We start from the raw sequence: 16,278 nt of genomic DNA on the forward strand, positions 1-16,278 counted from the left end.
GGCGGCCTGCCGCGCGGCCGGCGTGGTGCTGGCGGGCGGCAACGACGGCATCCGCGACACCTGGTCGCCGTACGGCAAGCCCGACATGCTCGAGCGCGCCATGCTCATCGGCCTGCGCTACAACCTGCGGCGCGACGACGAACTGGCCCTGGCGCTGGATTGCGTCACCGAGGCCGGTGCCCGTGCCTGCGGCTTTGCCGGCTACGGCCTGGCGCCGGGCTGCCGCGCCGACCTGGTGCTGGTGGATGCGCAGACGGTGGCGCATGCCGTGGTGGAGCGGCCGGTGCGCCGCCTGGTGGTGTCGGGCGGGCGCGTCGTGGCGCGCCAGGGCAGCCTGCTGAAGGGGCTGGTTGAGGCTTGAGCCCCATCTGTGACGGGCACTTGCCGGCGCGCGGCCCGCGTCAGTGCAGGTGCCGCAGCTTGTCCGGGTTGCGCATGATGTAGATGGCCGCCACCTTGCCGTCTTCGATCTCCAGCGCCGTGGTCTGCAGCTCGCCATCCGCCTCCAGCGTGACGAAGCCGGGCAGTCCATTGATGAAAGCCGTGCGCACGAAGGTCGATCCGAGCTTGCGGAACATGTTCGCGAGGTTGGTGTGCAGCTTCATCACCGCGTCGAAGCCCAGCACCGGGCGCCCCAGGGCCGGCCGCTTGCCGCCGCCATCCGCATGCAGGCTCACGTCGGCGGCCAGCATGGCGCCCAGCGCGCTCATGTCGCCGGTGCGTGATGCGTCGAAGAACGCCTGGGCAATCGCCAGGCCGCGTTCCTTCTCGACCTGGAAGCGCGGGCGCGATTCGCGCACATGCGTGCGTGCCCGCGTCGCCAGCTGGCGGCAGGCGGCCGGCTCGCGCTGGATGGTCGTGGCGATCTCGTCGAATTCCAGCCCGAACACGTCGTGCAGCAGGAACGCCGCGCGCTCCAATGGCGACAGGCGTTCGAGCGCCAGCATGAGCGGCAGCGTGACGTCTTCCTGCTGTTCGTCTTCGACCACCGGGTCGGGCAGCCACGGGCCGATGTAGGTCTCGCGCTGGTGGCGGGCGGACTTGATCTGGTCCAGGCACATGCGCATGACCATGCGCCGCAGGAAGGCCTCGGCCACGCGCACCTGCGCTCGCTCGGCGTTCACCCAGCGGATGTACGCCTCCTGCACGACGTCCTCCGCGTCGGCCACCGAGCCGAGCATGCGGTAGGCCACGCGCACCAGCGTGCGCCGCAGCGGCTCGAAGCTCGCCGCGGCGTCCGTGAGGTTGGCCGCGGCGTCCATCAGGCGGCGGCCTGCATGGCCTTGGCCGCCGCCGGCTCCACCCACAGGCCGAAGCCGACCGCGAGCCGGTTCCAGCCGTTGATGACGTTGATCATGAGCGTGAGCTTCACCTGCTCTTCCTTCGAGAAATGGTCATGGAGCGCCGAGCGCGCGCGCTCCAGCTCGGCATGGCCTTCGGAAATTCGCGTCAGCGCCTCGGTCCAGGCCAGCGCCGCGCGTTCGCGCTCGGTATAGCACGGCGCCTCGCGCCAGGCGGACAGCAGGTACAGGCGCTGCTCGGTCTCGCCCTTCTGGCGGGCATCCGCCGTGTGCATGTTGATGCAGTTGGCGCAGGCGTTGATCTGCGAGGCGCGCACTTCCACCAGCGCCACGAGGCTGGGCTCCAGGCTGCCTGCCACGGCGAGGGAGGTGCCCATCCAGGACTTCATCTGGGCGGGGGCGGCGGCAAAGGGGTCGAACTTGGCGGTCATGGTCGGTTTCCTTTCGGGTTCGTTGAGGGATACGACGACATGACGAGACAGCCCCTTGATGTGTGACATGGGCGGTGAAAATTTTTTCCGACCGCCCTTGCCGGCCCCTGCAGGCCTTCAGTCGCGCGAGAGGCGGTAGGGCTCGTCCATGACGACGAAGTCCTTTTCCTGCAGCGCACCGTCGATCCAGGCCTTGACGCCGGGCAGCGCCTGCACACGCTGCATGTAGGCGCCGATGGCCTCGGGCACCGGCAGCGCATAGCGGGCGAAGCGCATCACCACCGGCGCGTAGTAGGCGTCGGCGGCGCTGAAGCGGCCGAACAGCATGCCGTCGGGGTGGCTGGCGGCATTGGCCGCGAGCAGTTCGCTCCACATGCCGACGATGCGCTGCACGTCGGCGCGCACGCCCGCGTTGTCGCGCCAGATGATGGCGCCCTGCACCGACAGGTCGGCCTCGATGTTCATGGCGCAGGCGCCGCGCAGCGACCGGAAGCCCCCATGCATCTCCGCGCAGATGCTGCGCGCGTGCGCACGCTGGCCTGCAGCCTCGGGCCACAGCTTCCTGTCGGGGAAGGTCTCGGCCAGGTACTCCACGATGGACAGCGAATCCCACACCTTGATGTCGCCGTCCACCAGCAGCGGCACCAGCGCCGTGGGCGACAGCGCGCCCATGGTCTTCTTGAATTCCGAGCCTTCGCTGAACGGAGACTCGCCGAAGCGCACCGTCACTTCCTCGAAGTCGATGCCGGCCTGCTTCATGAGCACCCAGGGCCGCATGGACCATGACGAATAGTTCTTGTTGGCGACGTAGAGCTTGGGCATATCGTTTTTCTCCTGGTGAGGTGTTTTTCCAATGGAACCGCGCATGCTATCGGCGGATGCCGTGGCCGTTGATGCCAAAGTGCGCCGGCATTGATGCGCGCGGCGCACCGGCAGCTGTCAGGGCGCCGTTCAGCGCTGTGATTCGTCCTTGCCGGAGGGGTCGGGCCCCTGGTTCCGGCTGCCGCCCATCATGCCCTGCAGGCCGCGCGAGAAGTGCGGGACCAGCGCCAGCACCACCAGCGCCAGCACGGTGCTCAAGATGGCCGTGACCTCGCGGCCCAGCCCGCAGGCCATGCCGATGGCGGCGGTCATCCACATGCCGGCCGCCGTGGTCAGGCCCTTGACCGCGTGCTCCTCGTTGGACTTGAGGATGGCGCCGGCGCACAGGAAGCCGACGCCGGCCACCAGGCCCTGGATCACCCGGCTCATGTCGGCCAGCGCGGTGCCGCTCAGCTGCGGAGCGAGCACGAAGAGCGCAGAGCCCATGGCCACCAGCATGTGGGTGCGCGCGCCGGCGGCCTTGCCCTTGGCCTCGCGCTCGAACCCCAGGGCGAAGCCCAGCGCGCCGGCCAGCAGAAGGCGCACGGCCACGCGGGTGACGTGCGCCACGTCGTCCGCGTCTGCGAACTCCGCGGCAACCGTGTCCAGGACCTGGCGCCAGACCTCAGCCACCTTGCCCCTCAGCGGCTGGGCCCTGGCTCATGGCAGGTCCTTGTTGGGTTCCGGAATGCTCTCGTCGCGCGGGCCCACGGTGCCCAGGCGCGCCTTGATCGACTGCGGCCTGCCGCTGATGATGGCCGCGTAGTTGGTGGTGTTGGCCAGCACCTTCTTCACGTAGTCGCGCGTCTCGTTGAAGGGCACGTTCTCGGCCCAGATGGCCGCCTCGATCACCGGGCCGTTGCGCCAGACGCGCGGCCGTCCCGGGCCGGCGTTGTACGCGGCGGCGGCCAGCGGCATGGAGCCGTCGAAATCGTCCAGCGCCAGCTTGAGGTAATTGGTGCCGATGGTGATGTTGGTCTCGCGGTCGTAGATCTGGTCGGGGGTGAAGCCGCCCAGGCCGATCTTGCGCGCCGTCCAGCGCGCGGTGGCCGGCATGACCTGCATCAGGCCCGAGGCGCCGACGCCCGAGCGGGCATCCATGATGAAGCGGCTTTCCTGCCGGATGAGGCCGTACACATAGGCCGGCTCCAGCCCGATCTCGTTGCTCTTGCGGATGACCGTGTCGTGAAAGGGCATCGGAAAGCGCTGCTCCACGTCGATCACGCCCTTGGTGCGTTCGCTGGTGTTGATGCAGCGGTCCCACACCTCGCGCTGGCAGGCCAGGTCGGCAGCGGCCAGCAGCTCGCGGTCGCCCATGCCGCCCTTGTCGTGCAGGTTGGTGGCGTAGTTCCATTCACGCACGCCTTCGGAACGCAGGCCGATGCCGATGGCCAGCAGCGCCCGCTGCAGCGAGGCGTTGCTGCGCGCGGCGGCCTTCTCTTCGGCCGTGAGCGGGGCGGGGCGGGTGGGCACGCTGGCCTGCTGGCCCAGCTCTTCCAGCGCCAGCAGCTCGTAGAAGCCGCGCGTACCGGCAATGCTCTCGTACAGGGCGCGGGCCTCGGCGCGGCGCTCGTCGCCGCCGCGCTGGGCCAGCGCGCGCGCCTTCCAATAGGTCCAGGTGGGGTCGTCCTGCGCGTCTTCGCTCATGGCGTCGATGGCGGGCGCCACCTCCTTCCACTGGCCCATGCGCAGCGCGGCGCGCACCTTCCAGGCCAGCATGTCGTCGCTCAGGTCCTTGACGCGCGAGACGTTGGCGAAATAGCCGCTGGCCATGGGCGAGAGCTTCATGGCCGACTGCTTGCCGATCAGGCCCCAGAGCCAGTTGCGCTCTTCGGCGCTGAGCATGGGTCCCCACTTGCCGTCCAGCTGCACGGCAGCGGCGTCGGGGTCGGACATGGCGATCTTCACCAGCGCCAGCACCACGATTTCCTTCTTGGCCTTGGCGGCGACCACGGCCCGCCCGGTCAGGTACTTGATCGGGCTGGCGTTCATCTGGTCGAACAGCTGGATGTCGTCGGGCGCCACCAGGTTGACCGCGTTGCGCGCGGCCGTGGCGCGGTTGGCTTCCATGGACAGCCGCGCCTTGCGCCAGGCGTCGTTGGCGGACATCAGGTCGGCGGCAATGAGGCGCTCGGCCGCGGCCAGGCAGCCGTCGTCGGCGTCGCGCTGGGCGAGCCAGTCGCGGCGCACCCCCCGCGCCTGCTCCTTGGTGACGCCATTGCGCTGCGCGCCGGCCAGCACCGCATAGCAGCGCACTTCGCGGTCGTCGCCCATGCGGTAGGCCGGGTGCAGCGCGTTGAAGTTGTCCCAGTCGCGCTGCTTGCCCAGAAGGAGCAGCCAGTCGTTGCGCAGCCGGTCTTCCTGGTAGGTGCCGGGATAGCGGGCGAAGAAGTCCTGCACCTCGAGCGGGCTGGCCTCCTGCAGGCGCGCCTTGAGCTCCCAGTAGGCGGCCCAGGGCTCCAGCGCATGGCCGCGCGCCATGGGCAGCAGCGCCGACAGCCGGGCCTTGTCGCCACGCTGTAAGGCTTGCTTCATCTGCAGGAGGACGTCGTCGCCGCTGCCCTGGGCCGATGCGGCCTGGCTCATTGCGGCAAGCAGAACGAGAGAAAAAACGCGGGCACGCCGCGGTGCCAAAATGCTTAGCCAACGCATCGGGGGATTATGGACAACTCACGTGACGCAAAGTCGTCGGATACGGCAAGTTTTCTCAAGAATCAGCTGCGCGCCGCGCTGGTGGAACAGCGCCTGAACATGCCCGACCGGCTGGCGCGCTCGGCCCTGCTCCAGCGCGTGATGCGCATCTGGCTCGTGGGGCGGCCCGACACGGTGATCGGCGCCTACTGGCCGATCAAGGGCGAGTTCGATCCTTTGCCGGCCCTGCATCGCTGGAAGGAAGACGGCGAGCTGCAGGGCGAGCCCACGCGCCGGCGCATCGGCCTGCCGGTGATCAACAAGGTGCACAAGACGCTCACCTTCCATGCCTGGTACCCGGGCTGCCCGATGGAGGAAGACGCCTACGGCATCCCCAAGCCCAAGGACACCGAGCTGATCGTGCCCACGCTGCTGTTCGTGCCGTGCGTGGGCTACAGCGACGGCGGCTACCGCCTCGGCTATGGCGGCGGCTTCTACGACCGCACCCTGGCGGCGCTGCAGCCCAAGCCCTTCACCGTGGGGCTGGGCTTTGCCAACGGCCTGCTGGCCGGCCACGAGCCCGAGGCGCACGATGTGCCGCTGGACGCCATCCTGAACGAGGACGGCGTGGTTTGGCCATTAGGTTGATCAGTCCAGGTCTTCCAGGTCGGGATCCTTGCCCTCGCCGATGGTCTGGCGCGTGATGGCCGCCTGCTCCTGCAGCCAGTCGGAAAAAGCCTGCACCTCCGGCCGCAGCGTGCTGCGCGGCCCGGCAAGAAGCCAGTAGGACATCGGCGAATCCATGCGCTGCTGGGGCAGCACCTCCACCAGGTCGCCGCTGGCCAGGCTGTCCGAGACCAGCGAGCTGCGCGCCAGCACCACGCCCTGGCCGGTGAGGGCCGCCTGCACCATCTGGTAGGCGTAGTTGAAATAGAGCCAGCGCTTGGGCTGCAGCCGCGCCAGGCCGTGCAGCTCGAACCAGCGGCGCCAGGTGAGCCATTCGAGGTGGGTGCGGTGCGCGTCGCCCGCTTCGATCAGGGTGAAGTTGGCAATGTCGGCCGGCTTGGCCAGGGAAGGGTTGCTCTTGAGCAGCCAGGGGCTGGCCACCGGCGTGAGCGTCTCGCCGAACATGCGGATCGCGCCCGGCGGCATGCTGCCGGCCGGGCCGTAGCGCAGGGCCAGGTCCACGTCCGCCACGTCCAGGTCCACCGCCATGTCGCTGGCGTCGATGCGGATGTCGATGTCGGGGTTGTCGCGCTGGAAGGCTTCCAGCCTGGGGATGAGCCACATCGACGCGAACGAGGCGAAGGTGGTCACGGCCACGCTCTTGCGCCCGGCGCTCTGGCGGATCTGCCGCACCGCGCCGTCGATGCGCGGCAGCGACTGCTGCACCGCCAGCAGCAGCTGAGAGCCGGCGCTGGTGAGCTCGACCGCGCGCGTGTGGCGCAGGAACAGGGCCACCCCCACTTCTTCTTCCAGCGACTGGATCTGCCGGCTCACGGCCGACTGGGTGAGCGCCATTTCTTCCGAGGCGGCGCGGAAGTTCAGGTGCCGCGCCACCGCCTCGAAGGCCCGCAGGTGGCCGGCGGAGATGGGACGCGAACGCAGGTGGGTCTGGGAGTGCTGCACGGCTTCGGCTCGGGGCTTGGGGGCGGGTTGGCGATTAATGCGAAAAGGGAATCAGTAGGCTAGCGCGTTTTCATTGGACCGAAAAGCGGGGCGGCGAGATCATTCATTCCCGAAACGCGCCATCTGCCCCTTTTGCAGCAGTGGTGACCAGGAGCCCATCATGACCGCCACCGTACTTTCTTCGTCGTCGATTCCCAGCCTGCGCCGGCCCGCCTCGGTGCCGCCGGCCGTGCGCCGCGGTGCCTGGCAACTGGCAGCCGGCCAGGCCATGTCCCTGCGCGCCCAGTCCGACAGCGTGCTCAAGGTCCGCCAGGGCCGCGTCTGGGTCACCCGCGACGCCACGGCCCAATGGGGCAGCGAAGACCTCGTGCTCGGCCCTGGCGAAAGCCTGCGCCTGGCCAAGGGCGAGCGCCTGGTGATGGAGCCGTGGGACGGCTTTGGCGCCACCTACACCTGGGACGCCGCCTGAGCGGCCCGGCCAGCGCGCACCGACCCGGTCTTCGGTAGCCAAGCGGCGAGCCCTTCGGGGCTTCGCCGCTTTTTTCTTGCCGATCCGGCCCCGGCCTCTGCCGATTGGCCGGAGCGCAGACCCGGAATGTTCGCGTATCGTCGGCGGCTGAAACAATATTTAACGGCCGCCCTCTCCCATGAGCCTTTTCCAACGGATCCGCCAAGCCATCGTCGTGGGAGGCATGGAGTCGTTCGGGACCGCGCTGGGTGGCATCGCCGGCCTGCTCATCGTCAACTTTCTGCCCAAGGAGCAGTACGCCGCCTATACCTTCCTGCTGGCGTGCATGGCGCTGATGTCGGGCATCGGCGAGCTGGGCCTGAGCCATTGCGTGCTGCCGGTGGTCGGCCGGCGCGCGGGAGAGCCGCGCTGGGTGGTGGGCGTGTGCCACGAGATATTCCGCTGGCGCTGGATTCTTCTGGCCTTCGGCATGGTCATCGTCGTGCCGTACTGGCTCAATGCGTCGGTCAAGCATGGCTGGCTTTCGCCCGAATACCTGGCGGCCAGCGCCGCCGCGGTGGTCGTCGCGCTGCTGACCTTGCGGGCGAGCTATTCGTACGCCATCCTGATGTTGCTGCGCCACATCTCGGCCCTCAACCGTGCCAGCCTGGCCATGCATTGCAGCCGCTTTGCGCTGGTGGCCCTGGTCCTGCTCGCCCCCCTGGACGCCTGGGCAAGCATGGGGCTGCTTCTTGCCACTGCGGCTTCGCAGGCGGTGGACATCTGGCTCCAGCAGCGCGCCGTCAAGGCCAATGGGATCGCTGCATGGCGGCTGGATGCCCAGGAACGCAAGGTCGTTCACCGGGAAACGCTGCGCATCGCGCTCCCGCTGGTGCCGTCGGCCGTCTTCTTCCAGATCCAGGGCGTGATCACCGTCCTCATCGTGTCGGTCTTCGGCACCACCGACATGATGGCCGAGGTGGGTGCACTGGGACGCCTGGCCATGATCCTGGTGGTGCTGGACCGGGTCACCAACATGCTGCTGTTTCCGGCCATTGCCCGTTCGCCGGGCGGGCCGAGCTTCCTGCGCAAGCTGCTGCTGGTGAATGCGGCGTACCTGGGCGCGATGCTGCTGATCTTTCTGTCCTCGCTGGCCCTGCCGCACTACTGGATGCTGCTGCTGGGCCCGCAGTACAAGGCCCAGGAGCCCTATCTCTGGATGGCCATCGGCGCCTACGTGCTCACCAGTGCGTCGGGCTTCGCCTTCCGCACCCTGGCCGGGCGCGGCGCCACGACCCGGCAATGGATCACGATTCCGCTGGTGATCGCCGTTCAGGTTGCTTTCGTCGCGGGGGTGGGCGTGGGCTCGCTGCCGCAGGTCCTGGCGTTCAATCTGGCCACCAGCTTCACCCATTTCGCGTTCCAGTACGGGCTGGTGCTGCTGCGGATCCCCGAATGGCGAACGGCCAGGTAATCGGCCCGGTCGGCCATTTGGCGTAATAAAAAGTTCTAATCTATTGCTAGACTGGGCAAGCCGCCATGCGATCCGCCCACCGCAACTTCGATCTGCTTCTGACACTCGGTGAGCGACTGAGTCGGAGGATTGCCTTCATCTCCGAAGAAACGGGCAACCGCGGGCGCGACTACAGCTGGATCCCCACGCGGCGATTGCAGCAGATTGCATTCCAGTTGCAGACGGTCTGGGAAATGACCCAGGAAGCGTGGCGCGCCCGCGATTGCCAAGTCGTCTTCATCTTCGAGCACAAGCCGTGGTACGCGTATCCGGTCTATGCGGTGTGCCTGGCGCGGCGGCAGACCGTGCTCTTCATCGTTCACGGCATCCAGCAGACCCACGGCCAGAGCCTCTTCCATCGCATGGGCCTGCGCGTGCTGCGCCTGATCGAGCGCCATGCCGACTTCTGGCCGGTGCATCTGGAAGTGAGCGACCGCAACGTCGCGGGCGTGCCCCGCTTCACCAAGTCCATCGTCATGCCGCACCCGATGCCGCGCGAGCCCCAACTGCGCGCCCCGCGGGCTTCGCCAAGCGTTGGCGGGGTGGTGCGCATCGGCATCCTCGGCATCCTGCGGGCCGACAAGCCCGTGGAGCCGTTGCTGGACATTCTGGCCAACCACGCGCAAGGCCATGCGGGTGTGGAACTTGTTTTTGGCTCCCCGCGCTGGCAGGTGCCCGAATCGCTGCTGGAGAAGCTGAAGGTGCGCGGCATCGTCTACCGCGACACCGATGCCCCGGAGCAATACAACGCCGTCCTGCATTCGCTGGACATCGTCGTCGCATGGTTCGAGCGGGATTCCTTCTATTTCCGCCCCAGCGGCATCGTGCACGATGCCATCGCAGGGGGCTGCTACGTGCTGGCACCCGACTTTCCGGTGATTGCCGCGCAGATGTCCACGCCGGTGCGCTGCGGATCGGCTTGCAAGAGCCTGGACGAGCTTCCGCTTCAGCTCGAACGGGCCGTGGACGAGGTGCTGCACGCCGCGGACTTGCAGGCCAGGTTCGATGCATGGCGTGCCTACCGCAGCGACGAGCGCGTGCTGGAAGCGCTTTGCCTGGCGATCGACTCCGCAACATCCGGCCGCGTGCGGCGGATCGAGCCGCGTCCCTCGAACTGAGGGCCTGTTCTCGCTCCTAGATCTTGCGATAGAAGCGCCCGATGACCGAGGCGATCTGCAGGTTCAGGCGCTGCTGGGCCAGGCGCCAGGGCGCGAACGGGCGAAGGGGGTGGTTGGCCGACCTGTAGTAGGCCTTGATGGCCGGCGAAGGCGGCATGCCCATGAGCGCCGAGCGAAGATGCTTGCGAACCCAGGGTTTGGGCGAGCCGATGGCGTGCGAGAAGTAATACCCGCCCGAGAGAAAATCCATGGCCTCGGCGCCGGAGGTGTTGAGCGGGGCCTCGTGCACCATCAGCGCGAAATTGAGCGCGTCCTGGTCGGTCGAATGGAAGAGGTCGGACGCGTCGCCGGCCTTGATGTCGTTCACGCCGTCGTTGAAGGTGTTCACCAGGTCGCACAGCCAGGACCACAGGGTCAGGAAGTCCGCGTGTTCGCGCGGCACGCCGATGAAGCCCGAGTTGTAGTAGCGCTCCACGCTGCGCCGCGGCTCGACCCCGTGCGGCGCGAACCATTCGCGCCACATCAGGCGCTTCGGGTGGCGCGAGGGCAGGTTCCAGTTCACGTCCTCGATCAGGGCGATGCCGCCCTCGAACCAGGCGCCCAGGTTCGACCAGGGGCATTTCAGGACGATGTCCGGATCGATGTAGACCACCGCATCCGCCTGCGGCGCGTGCTTGTCGAGCACTTCGCGCATGAAGGTGGGCTTGTAGTAGGCGAAGAAGAGCTGAGTGTCGAGCCGGATGAAGCGCAGGCTGAACTGTTCGTTCACACGCAGTTCGCCCGTGGACTTGTCGTAGCCGGTGTGGCCGGTGACCCAGCCTGCCAGCTCGCCCCGAAAGCCCACCCACAGGTCTCCCTTGTATCCATTGGCCAGAAGCGAATTCGCCAAGGCGGCCACGCCGTAGTGGTAGTGGCCTTCGAACAGGGTGCAGAGGGTGGTGTTCTTCATTCCGGATGGCTGGGCGCGCGCGCGAGCCACAGTGTAATCAGAAGGAACTACAAGTAACAACCGGTCACATGGTCGATGTGCCATTTGGCCGGGGTGGATCTTCCCCTATTGGGGAAGACCTATGAGGCGGCCGCCAGCTCCCGGAGCTGCGTCTCGTAGCTGCGCAGGCGGCGCACGGCCTGCTCGCGCTGGGCCGGCGTGGTCATGTTGTGCAGGGCGGCGACGTTGCGGCAGCTTTCCTGCCAGAGCGCTTCCTGCTGATCACGCCAGCGGCCCGGCGGCGGCTCGGCCACCGTGCGGATGTAGGCGTGCAGCACCTGCTGCGCCTCGCTGGCCGACACGCCGGGTTCGGCGCCCAGGGCGCCGAGCGTGCGCAGGGTCCGCAGGGCCACGGTCTGGCGGCGCTTGCGTTCGGCGTCGAAGAGCACCGGGTTGAAGACCGAATCGGCCACCATCTGGCGCAAGGCCTTCTTCTGGCGCTCGTCCAGGTTGCCGTAGAAGTCTTCGCTGCGGTTCAGCCATTGCTCATAGCGCCTGTCCTGCTGCGCCTCGCGGCTCTTGTCGATCCAGTCCGCGCGGTAGTCGTCGTTGACCTGCGCATACTTCTTCTGCAGGTGGTCCAGCTGCGCACGTGTCAAGGTCAAGGCGAGCACGGCGCCGGCCGGCTCGGCCTGCTCGGCCAGCGCCAGCAGGCGAAGCCGCATGGCCTGCGCCAGTTCGCAGGCCTGGGCCGGCGTGCTGTCGTTCGGCGCCATCGCCTGGGCCTTCTGCAGCAATGCGATCCATTGCGGGAGCTCGTTCTGCCGGTGCCAGGCCAGCAGCCAGTCGAGTTCGCCGCGAACGCGCGGCGTCTGGCTGGCGTCGAAGTCCAGGTAGCCGTCCAGCCACCAATAGGCCAGTTCGGGCGCGTTGTTGTAGGCCAGCTTGACCGTGCTGCAGCCGGCCAGCAGCGAGGCGAGCAGCGCCGCCGCCAGGGGCGCCGCGATAATCCGGCAGGCACATTTCAGACGAATGCAGATTTCAGAGAAGAAGGTAGGCATGGCACAGATTCAGCAACACGATTTCGGCCCGGTGGACGTCGTCATCATGGCGGCCGGCAAAGGCACCCGCATGAAGAGCAGCCTGCCCAAAGTGTTGCATCGATTGGCGGGGCGTGCGCTGGTCTCGCATGTGGTGGACACGGCGCTGGGCATCCAGGCGCGCAAGGTGGTGGTCGTGACCGGCCACGGCGCGCCGGAGGTCGAGACCGCCCTGGCCGCCGCCTTCGCGGATGCGCCCCTCGAATTCGCGCGCCAGGTGCCGCAGCTGGGCACGGGCCACGCGGTGCAGCAGGCGCAATCGCTGCTGGACGAGGACGGCACCACGGTCGTGCTGTCGGGCGACGTGCCGCTCATCGGCGCGCAGACCCTGCAGGCCCTGGTGGCCGCCAGCGCCAGCCGGCGGCTGGCGCTGCTCACCATCGACTTCGCCGACCCCACCGGCTACGGCCGCATCGTGCGCGACGGCGACGACGGGGTGCAGGCCATCGTCGAGCACAAGGACGCCACGCCCGAGCAGCGCCAGATCCGCGAGGTGTACAGCGGCGTGATGGCGGTGCCCACGCGCCTGCTCAAGCCCTGGCTGGCGCGGCTGGACAACAAGAACGCGCAGGGCGAGTACTACCTGACCGACATCGTGCGCCTGGCCACCGTGGACGGCGTGGCCGTGGTGGCGCACCGCACCGACGATGCGCTGCAGGTGGCCGGCGTGAACGACCCGCTGCAGCTGGCCCAGCTCGAGCGCGCCTACCAGCTGCGCCAGGCGCAGGCCCTCATGCGGCAGGGCGTGCGCATGGCCGATCCGGCGCGCTTCGACCTGCGCGGCACGCTGGCCTGCGAGGCCGACGTGGAGATCGACGTCAACTGCGTCTTCGAGGGCGCGGTGTCGCTGGGCGCGGGCGTGCGCATCGGCGCCAACTGCGTGATCGCCAATGCCCGCATCGAGAACGGCGCGGTGATCCATCCGTACACCCACATCGACGGCGAGAAGGCCGGCGTGACAGTGGGGCCGGCGGCGCTCATCGGCCCGTTCGCCCGCCTGCGCCCGGGCGCGCGCCTGGGCGCGGAGGTGCACATCGGCAACTTCGTCGAGATCAAGAACAGCACGCTGGCGCCCGGCGCCAAGGCCAACCACCTGGCCTACATCGGCGATGCCTCGGTAGGCGCGCGCGTGAACTACGGCGCGGGCAGCATCACGGCCAACTACGACGGCGCCAACAAGCACCGCACCGTCATCGGCGACGACGTGCACATCGGCAGCAACTGCGTGCTGGTGGCGCCGGTCACCATCGGCGCCGGCGGCACGGTGGGCGGCGGCTCCACGGTGAGCAAGAGCACCGAGCCCGGCGGCCTGACGGTGGCGCGGGCGCGGCAGGTGAGCTACCCCAACTGGCAGCGGCCGGTGAAGAAGAAGGCTTAGAAACTCAGAACGTGGTGGGATGGCCCGCGCTGTCCTGCTCGCTGATCTTGAAGCGCGCCAGTTGCCCGCGCAGCCATTCGGCAGCGGGGCCCAGCGGGCGCGACTTGTTCCACAGCAGGTCCACGCCCACCAGCCAGTCGGTGTGCGGGTAGGCCGCCAGCCGCAGCTCCACCAGCTCGCCCGAGGCGAGTTCGGCCAGCACCAGTTGCCGCGGCAGCGTGGCCCAGCCCAGGCCGGCGCGCGTCAGTTCCACCAGCGCGGCATGGCTCTCGGCGCGCCATAGCCGGGTGGCGCCGAGGTATTCGCTGCTGGGCAGGCGCTCGCTGTGGGCGCTGAAGGCCAGGCGGCGGTGCCGGTGCAGTTCGGCGAAGTCGACCTGCCCGGCCTGCGCCAGCGGGTGGCCGCGCGCCACCACGTGCGACATCACCAGCTTGCCCATCTGCACGAAGCCCAGCTCGCGCGCGTAGTTGGGCTGCGAGAAGGCCACGCCCAGCTGGGCCGCGCCTTCCTGCACCAGCGCGCTGACGTCGCCTTCCAGCGCGTTGCGGATGTGCAGGTCGACAAAGGGAAACTGCCGCGCGAAGGCGGCCAGCGTCGGCGTGAGCGTGCGGTAGGGCACTTCGATGGCCAGCGTCATGCCCGGCTCGATCGCCTCGGCCAGGCTCTGCGCATGGCGCTCCAGCTCCAGGCAGCGGTCCAGCACCTCGGACACCTCGCGCAGCAGGCGCCGGCCCGGCTCGGTCAGGCTGGGCGTCTTGGTGGCGCGGTCGAACAGCAGCACGCCCAGGTCTGCCTCCAGGTTGGCGATGGCGGCGCTCACCGACGACTGCGTGCGCTGCTGGCGGCGTGCCGCGGCCGAGAAGGAGCCGGCCTCGACAACGGCCGAGAAGATTTCCAGTTGGTCGAGTGAGTAGCGCATCCGCCGATCTTCCATCGATTTTTGCGATGGAAACCAACTTTGTGCGGCGTTGCGGCAGATGGAACATCGCGCCACCCCAGCCCCCGACTAGCGGCGGGGTTCAACACAACGATCGGAGACTGATTCCCATGCACGACACATCCGCACCGGCACCGCATCCGGTCGACCAGATCCTGCCGCCGCAGCAGATGGCCACCTATGGCCTGCAGCATGTGCTGGTGCTCTACGCCGGGGCGGTGGCGGTGCCGCTGATTTTGGGCGGCGCGCTGGGCCTCTCGGCCGCGCAGGTGGTGCTGCTCATCAATGCCAACCTGCTGACTTCGGGCGTGGCCACGCTGATCCAGACGCTGGGCTTCTGGAAGTTCGGCGCGCGGCTGCCGCTGGTGCAGGCCTGTTCCTTTATCGCGCTGGCGCCCATGATCATGATCGGCAAGGAATACGGCGTGCAGCACGTGTTCGGCGCGGTGATCGCCGGCGGCGCCATCACCGTCGCGCTGGCGCCGGTCACCAGCCGGCTGCTGCGCTTTTTTCCGCCGGTGGTGATCGGCAGCCTGATCACCATCATCGGCATCACGCTGATGCCCGCCGCCGCCATCTGGCTGGGCGGCGGCAACCCGGACGCCAAGGACTTCGGCGCATGGCCGAACCTGGCGCTGGGCCTTTTCACCATTGCGGTGACGCTGGTGGTGTACGCGCGCTTCTCGGGCTTCTTGGGCAACCTGGCGGTGTTGGTGGGCCTGGCGGCGGGCACGGCGGTGGCCACTGCCTTCGGCCTGACCGACTTCTCGCAGGTGGGCGCGGCCGCATGGTTCGAGCTGAGCGCGCCCTTCGCCTTCGGAGCGCCGCAGTTCGGCCTGGCGCCTGCGCTGATCATGGCGCTGGCCATGCTGGTCATCATGGCCGAGACCACGGGCAACTGCCTGGCCATCGGCCAGATCGTCGGGCGGCCCGCCACGCAGGCGACCCTGGGCAACGCCTTCCGCGCCGACGGCCTGTCCACCATGATCGGCGGCGTGTTCAACAGCTTTCCGTACAACGCCTTCACGCAGAACACGGGGCTGATCGCCCTGTCGGGCATCAAGAGCCGCTACGTGGTGGCCAGTGCGGGCGTGATCATGATCCTGATGGGCCTCTTCCCCAAGCTGGGTGCGCTGATCGCCTCGGTGCCGCGGCCGGTGCTGGGCGGCTGCGCGGTGGTGATGTTCGGCATGACCACGGTGGCCGGCATCCAGGAGCTGGCGCGCGTGAAGTTCGAGGGCACGCGCAATGCGCTGGTGGTGGCCGTGTCGGTGAGCGTGGGCGTGCTGCCCATGTCCTTTCCGGCGCTGTTCGCGCATGCCAGCGGCCCGCTCAAGCTGGTGCTGGAAAGCGGCATCTTCCTGGGCGCCATCACCGCGGTGCTGCTCAATCTCATCCTCAACCGCAGCGAGCGCGAGCAGGCCGTGCCCGAAGGCGCGACTGCGACGCATTGAACATCCCTCCCTCTTCACACATTACATAAAAACGAACCATGAGCAACAACGACACCATCCCCGACCTGGCCCCGCACGAACTCGCGCTGCTGCGCCAGACCATTGCCCTGTCCGAAGAATCGAAGGCGCGCGGGCGCCACCCCTTTGCCGCGCTGGTGGCCGACGAGCACGGCCACATCGTCTCGCAGGCCGGCAACAACTCCATGCCGCCAGAGGGCGACCCCACGCAGCATGCCGAGCTGGTGGCGGCCGCGCTGGCGGCGCGCAAGCTCAGCCCCGAGCAACTGGCGCGCTGCACGCTCTACACCAGCGCCGAGCCCTGCTGCATGTGCTCCGGCGCGGTGTACTGGACGGGCATCGGCCGCGTGGTCTATGCGCTGTCGGAGCACACGCTGCTGGGCCTGACGGGCGACCATCCGGAGAACCCCACCTTCTCGCTGCCCTGCCGCGAGGTGTTCGCGCGCGGCCAGCGCAAGGTGCAGGTGGTGGGGCCGCTGATCGAGGCCGAGGCGGCCGAGCCGCATCGCGGCTTCTGGCAGCGCTAAGCGT

General features: G+C 68.4%; 17 protein-coding genes. 8 read left to right on the plus strand and 9 right to left on the minus strand.

What is annotated here, in order from left to right:
• Positions 1-361, plus strand: a 361-nt coding sequence (locus tag VSO01S_RS12800) for an amidohydrolase family protein (protein WP_153305251.1), incomplete at its 5' end; no start/stop codon positions are given.
• Positions 362-401: 40 nt separating this feature from the next.
• On the opposite strand, the gene VSO01S_RS12805 is transcribed toward VSO01S_RS12800, so the two are convergent.
• From VSO01S_RS12805 to VSO01S_RS12825, 5 genes are all read right to left on the minus strand, one after another.
• On the minus strand, positions 402-1,262 hold the full coding sequence (locus VSO01S_RS12805) for a sigma-70 family RNA polymerase sigma factor (protein WP_068643010.1): 861 nt from the start codon (positions 1,260-1,262) through the stop codon (positions 402-404).
• Entirely contained in the window at positions 1,262-1,732 is a 471-nt protein-coding gene (locus tag VSO01S_RS12810; RefSeq protein ID WP_068642939.1) for a carboxymuconolactone decarboxylase family protein, read from the minus strand. The genes VSO01S_RS12805 and VSO01S_RS12810 overlap by 1 nt, the downstream gene beginning before the upstream one ends.
• A 117-nt stretch (positions 1,733-1,849) precedes the next feature.
• Entirely contained in the window at positions 1,850-2,554 is a 705-nt protein-coding gene (locus tag VSO01S_RS12815) for a glutathione S-transferase family protein (protein WP_068642941.1), read from the minus strand.
• Positions 2,555-2,683: 129 nt separating this feature from the next.
• Positions 2,684-3,226 (minus strand): MgtC/SapB family protein, encoded by a 543-nt coding sequence (locus VSO01S_RS12820; RefSeq protein WP_068642943.1) that lies wholly within the window; start codon positions 3,224-3,226, stop codon positions 2,684-2,686.
• 27 nt (positions 3,227-3,253) lie between these two features.
• A complete protein-coding gene (locus VSO01S_RS12825; protein ID WP_068642945.1) occupies positions 3,254-5,245 on the minus strand; it encodes a lytic transglycosylase domain-containing protein in 1,992 nt (663 codons plus the stop codon).
• A 9-nt stretch (positions 5,246-5,254) separates the two neighbouring features.
• Here VSO01S_RS12825 and VSO01S_RS12830 point away from each other — a divergent pair, with 9 nt between their 5' ends.
• Complete coding sequence (locus VSO01S_RS12830) at positions 5,255-5,872, plus strand: 5-formyltetrahydrofolate cyclo-ligase (protein WP_068642947.1); 618 nt, start codon at positions 5,255-5,257, stop codon at positions 5,870-5,872.
• On the opposite strand, the gene VSO01S_RS12835 is transcribed toward VSO01S_RS12830, so the two are convergent.
• Positions 5,873-6,853, minus strand: a complete 981-nt coding sequence (locus VSO01S_RS12835; protein ID WP_068642948.1) for a LysR substrate-binding domain-containing protein — start codon at positions 6,851-6,853, stop codon at positions 5,873-5,875.
• 160 nt (positions 6,854-7,013) lie between these two features.
• Between VSO01S_RS12835 and VSO01S_RS12840 the strand changes: the two genes are divergently transcribed.
• The 3 genes from VSO01S_RS12840 to VSO01S_RS12850 all read left to right on the plus strand — a co-directional run bounded on the left by VSO01S_RS12840 (position 7,014) and on the right by VSO01S_RS12850 (position 9,932).
• On the plus strand, positions 7,014-7,322 hold the full coding sequence (locus VSO01S_RS12840; protein ID WP_068642950.1) for a DUF2917 domain-containing protein: 309 nt from the start codon (positions 7,014-7,016) through the stop codon (positions 7,320-7,322).
• A gap of 178 nt (positions 7,323-7,500) precedes the next feature.
• A complete protein-coding gene (locus tag VSO01S_RS12845) occupies positions 7,501-8,775 on the plus strand; it encodes a hypothetical protein (RefSeq protein ID WP_068642952.1) in 1,275 nt (424 codons plus the stop codon).
• 65 nt (positions 8,776-8,840) lie between these two features.
• Positions 8,841-9,932 (plus strand): hypothetical protein, encoded by a 1,092-nt coding sequence (locus VSO01S_RS12850; protein ID WP_068642954.1) that lies wholly within the window; start codon positions 8,841-8,843, stop codon positions 9,930-9,932.
• Positions 9,933-9,948: 16 nt separating this feature from the next.
• Here the strand turns inward: VSO01S_RS12850 and VSO01S_RS12855 are convergent, their stop codons facing one another.
• Both VSO01S_RS12855 and VSO01S_RS12860 read right to left on the minus strand, forming a co-directional pair.
• The gene (locus VSO01S_RS12855) at positions 9,949-10,881 is read right to left on the minus strand and encodes a hypothetical protein (protein ID WP_068642957.1); all 933 of its coding nucleotides are present in this window, start codon (positions 10,879-10,881) and stop codon (positions 9,949-9,951) included.
• A 119-nt stretch (positions 10,882-11,000) separates the two neighbouring features.
• On the minus strand, positions 11,001-11,921 hold the full coding sequence (locus VSO01S_RS12860) for a DUF6279 family lipoprotein (RefSeq protein WP_245684196.1): 921 nt from the start codon (positions 11,919-11,921) through the stop codon (positions 11,001-11,003).
• On the opposite strand from VSO01S_RS12860, the gene glmU reads away from it, so the two are divergent.
• Positions 11,920-13,338, plus strand: a complete 1,419-nt coding sequence (gene glmU, locus VSO01S_RS12865) for a bifunctional UDP-N-acetylglucosamine diphosphorylase/glucosamine-1-phosphate N-acetyltransferase GlmU (RefSeq protein ID WP_068642959.1) — start codon at positions 11,920-11,922, stop codon at positions 13,336-13,338. The two genes, VSO01S_RS12860 and glmU, sit on opposite strands and share 2 nt — an antisense overlap.
• A gap of 4 nt (positions 13,339-13,342) precedes the next feature.
• On the opposite strand, the gene VSO01S_RS12870 is transcribed toward glmU, so the two are convergent.
• Positions 13,343-14,257 carry a LysR family transcriptional regulator gene (locus VSO01S_RS12870; RefSeq protein WP_068642961.1) on the minus strand — a complete coding sequence of 305 codons (915 nt, stop codon included), beginning with the start codon at positions 14,255-14,257 and terminating at the stop codon, positions 13,343-13,345.
• Positions 14,258-14,385: 128 nt separating this feature from the next.
• Between VSO01S_RS12870 and VSO01S_RS12875 the strand changes: the two genes are divergently transcribed.
• On the plus strand, positions 14,386-15,729 hold the full coding sequence (locus VSO01S_RS12875) for a nucleobase:cation symporter-2 family protein (RefSeq protein ID WP_068642963.1): 1,344 nt from the start codon (positions 14,386-14,388) through the stop codon (positions 15,727-15,729).
• 38 nt (positions 15,730-15,767) lie between these two features.
• Positions 15,768-16,274 (plus strand): nucleoside deaminase, encoded by a 507-nt coding sequence (locus VSO01S_RS12880; RefSeq protein WP_068642964.1) that lies wholly within the window; start codon positions 15,768-15,770, stop codon positions 16,272-16,274.
• The last annotated feature ends 4 nt before the right edge of the window (positions 16,275-16,278 follow it).

The sequence above is a fragment of the Variovorax soli NBRC 106424 genome (assembly GCF_001591385.1).
In the GTDB taxonomy this organism is placed as follows: Bacteria; Pseudomonadota; Gammaproteobacteria; order Burkholderiales; family Burkholderiaceae_C; genus Variovorax; species Variovorax soli.

Excerpts from the sequence above, each read along its gene's own strand:
- VSO01S_RS12855 (WP_068642957.1), bottom strand. The coding sequence starts at position 10,881 with ATGAAGAACACCACCCTCTGCACCCTGTTCGAAGGCCACTACCACTAC.
- VSO01S_RS12850 (WP_068642954.1), top strand. The coding sequence starts at position 8,841 with ATGCGATCCGCCCACCGCAACTTCGATCTGCTTCTGACACTCGGTGAG.
- VSO01S_RS12875 (WP_068642963.1), top strand. The coding sequence starts at position 14,386 with ATGCACGACACATCCGCACCGGCACCGCATCCGGTCGACCAGATCCTG.
- VSO01S_RS12870 (WP_068642961.1), bottom strand. The coding sequence starts at position 14,257 with ATGCGCTACTCACTCGACCAACTGGAAATCTTCTCGGCCGTTGTCGAG.
- VSO01S_RS12860 (WP_245684196.1), bottom strand. The coding sequence starts at position 11,921 with ATGCCTACCTTCTTCTCTGAAATCTGCATTCGTCTGAAATGTGCCTGC.
- VSO01S_RS12810 (WP_068642939.1), bottom strand. The coding sequence starts at position 1,732 with ATGACCGCCAAGTTCGACCCCTTTGCCGCCGCCCCCGCCCAGATGAAG.
- VSO01S_RS12825 (WP_068642945.1), bottom strand. The coding sequence starts at position 5,245 with ATGCGTTGGCTAAGCATTTTGGCACCGCGGCGTGCCCGCGTTTTTTCT.
- VSO01S_RS12815 (WP_068642941.1), bottom strand. The coding sequence starts at position 2,554 with ATGCCCAAGCTCTACGTCGCCAACAAGAACTATTCGTCATGGTCCATG.
- VSO01S_RS12840 (WP_068642950.1), top strand. The coding sequence starts at position 7,014 with ATGACCGCCACCGTACTTTCTTCGTCGTCGATTCCCAGCCTGCGCCGG.
- glmU (WP_068642959.1), top strand. The coding sequence starts at position 11,920 with ATGGCACAGATTCAGCAACACGATTTCGGCCCGGTGGACGTCGTCATC.
- VSO01S_RS12830 (WP_068642947.1), top strand. The coding sequence starts at position 5,255 with ATGGACAACTCACGTGACGCAAAGTCGTCGGATACGGCAAGTTTTCTC.
- VSO01S_RS12805 (WP_068643010.1), bottom strand. The coding sequence starts at position 1,262 with ATGGACGCCGCGGCCAACCTCACGGACGCCGCGGCGAGCTTCGAGCCG.
- VSO01S_RS12845 (WP_068642952.1), top strand. The coding sequence starts at position 7,501 with ATGAGCCTTTTCCAACGGATCCGCCAAGCCATCGTCGTGGGAGGCATG.
- VSO01S_RS12880 (WP_068642964.1), top strand. The coding sequence starts at position 15,768 with ATGAGCAACAACGACACCATCCCCGACCTGGCCCCGCACGAACTCGCG.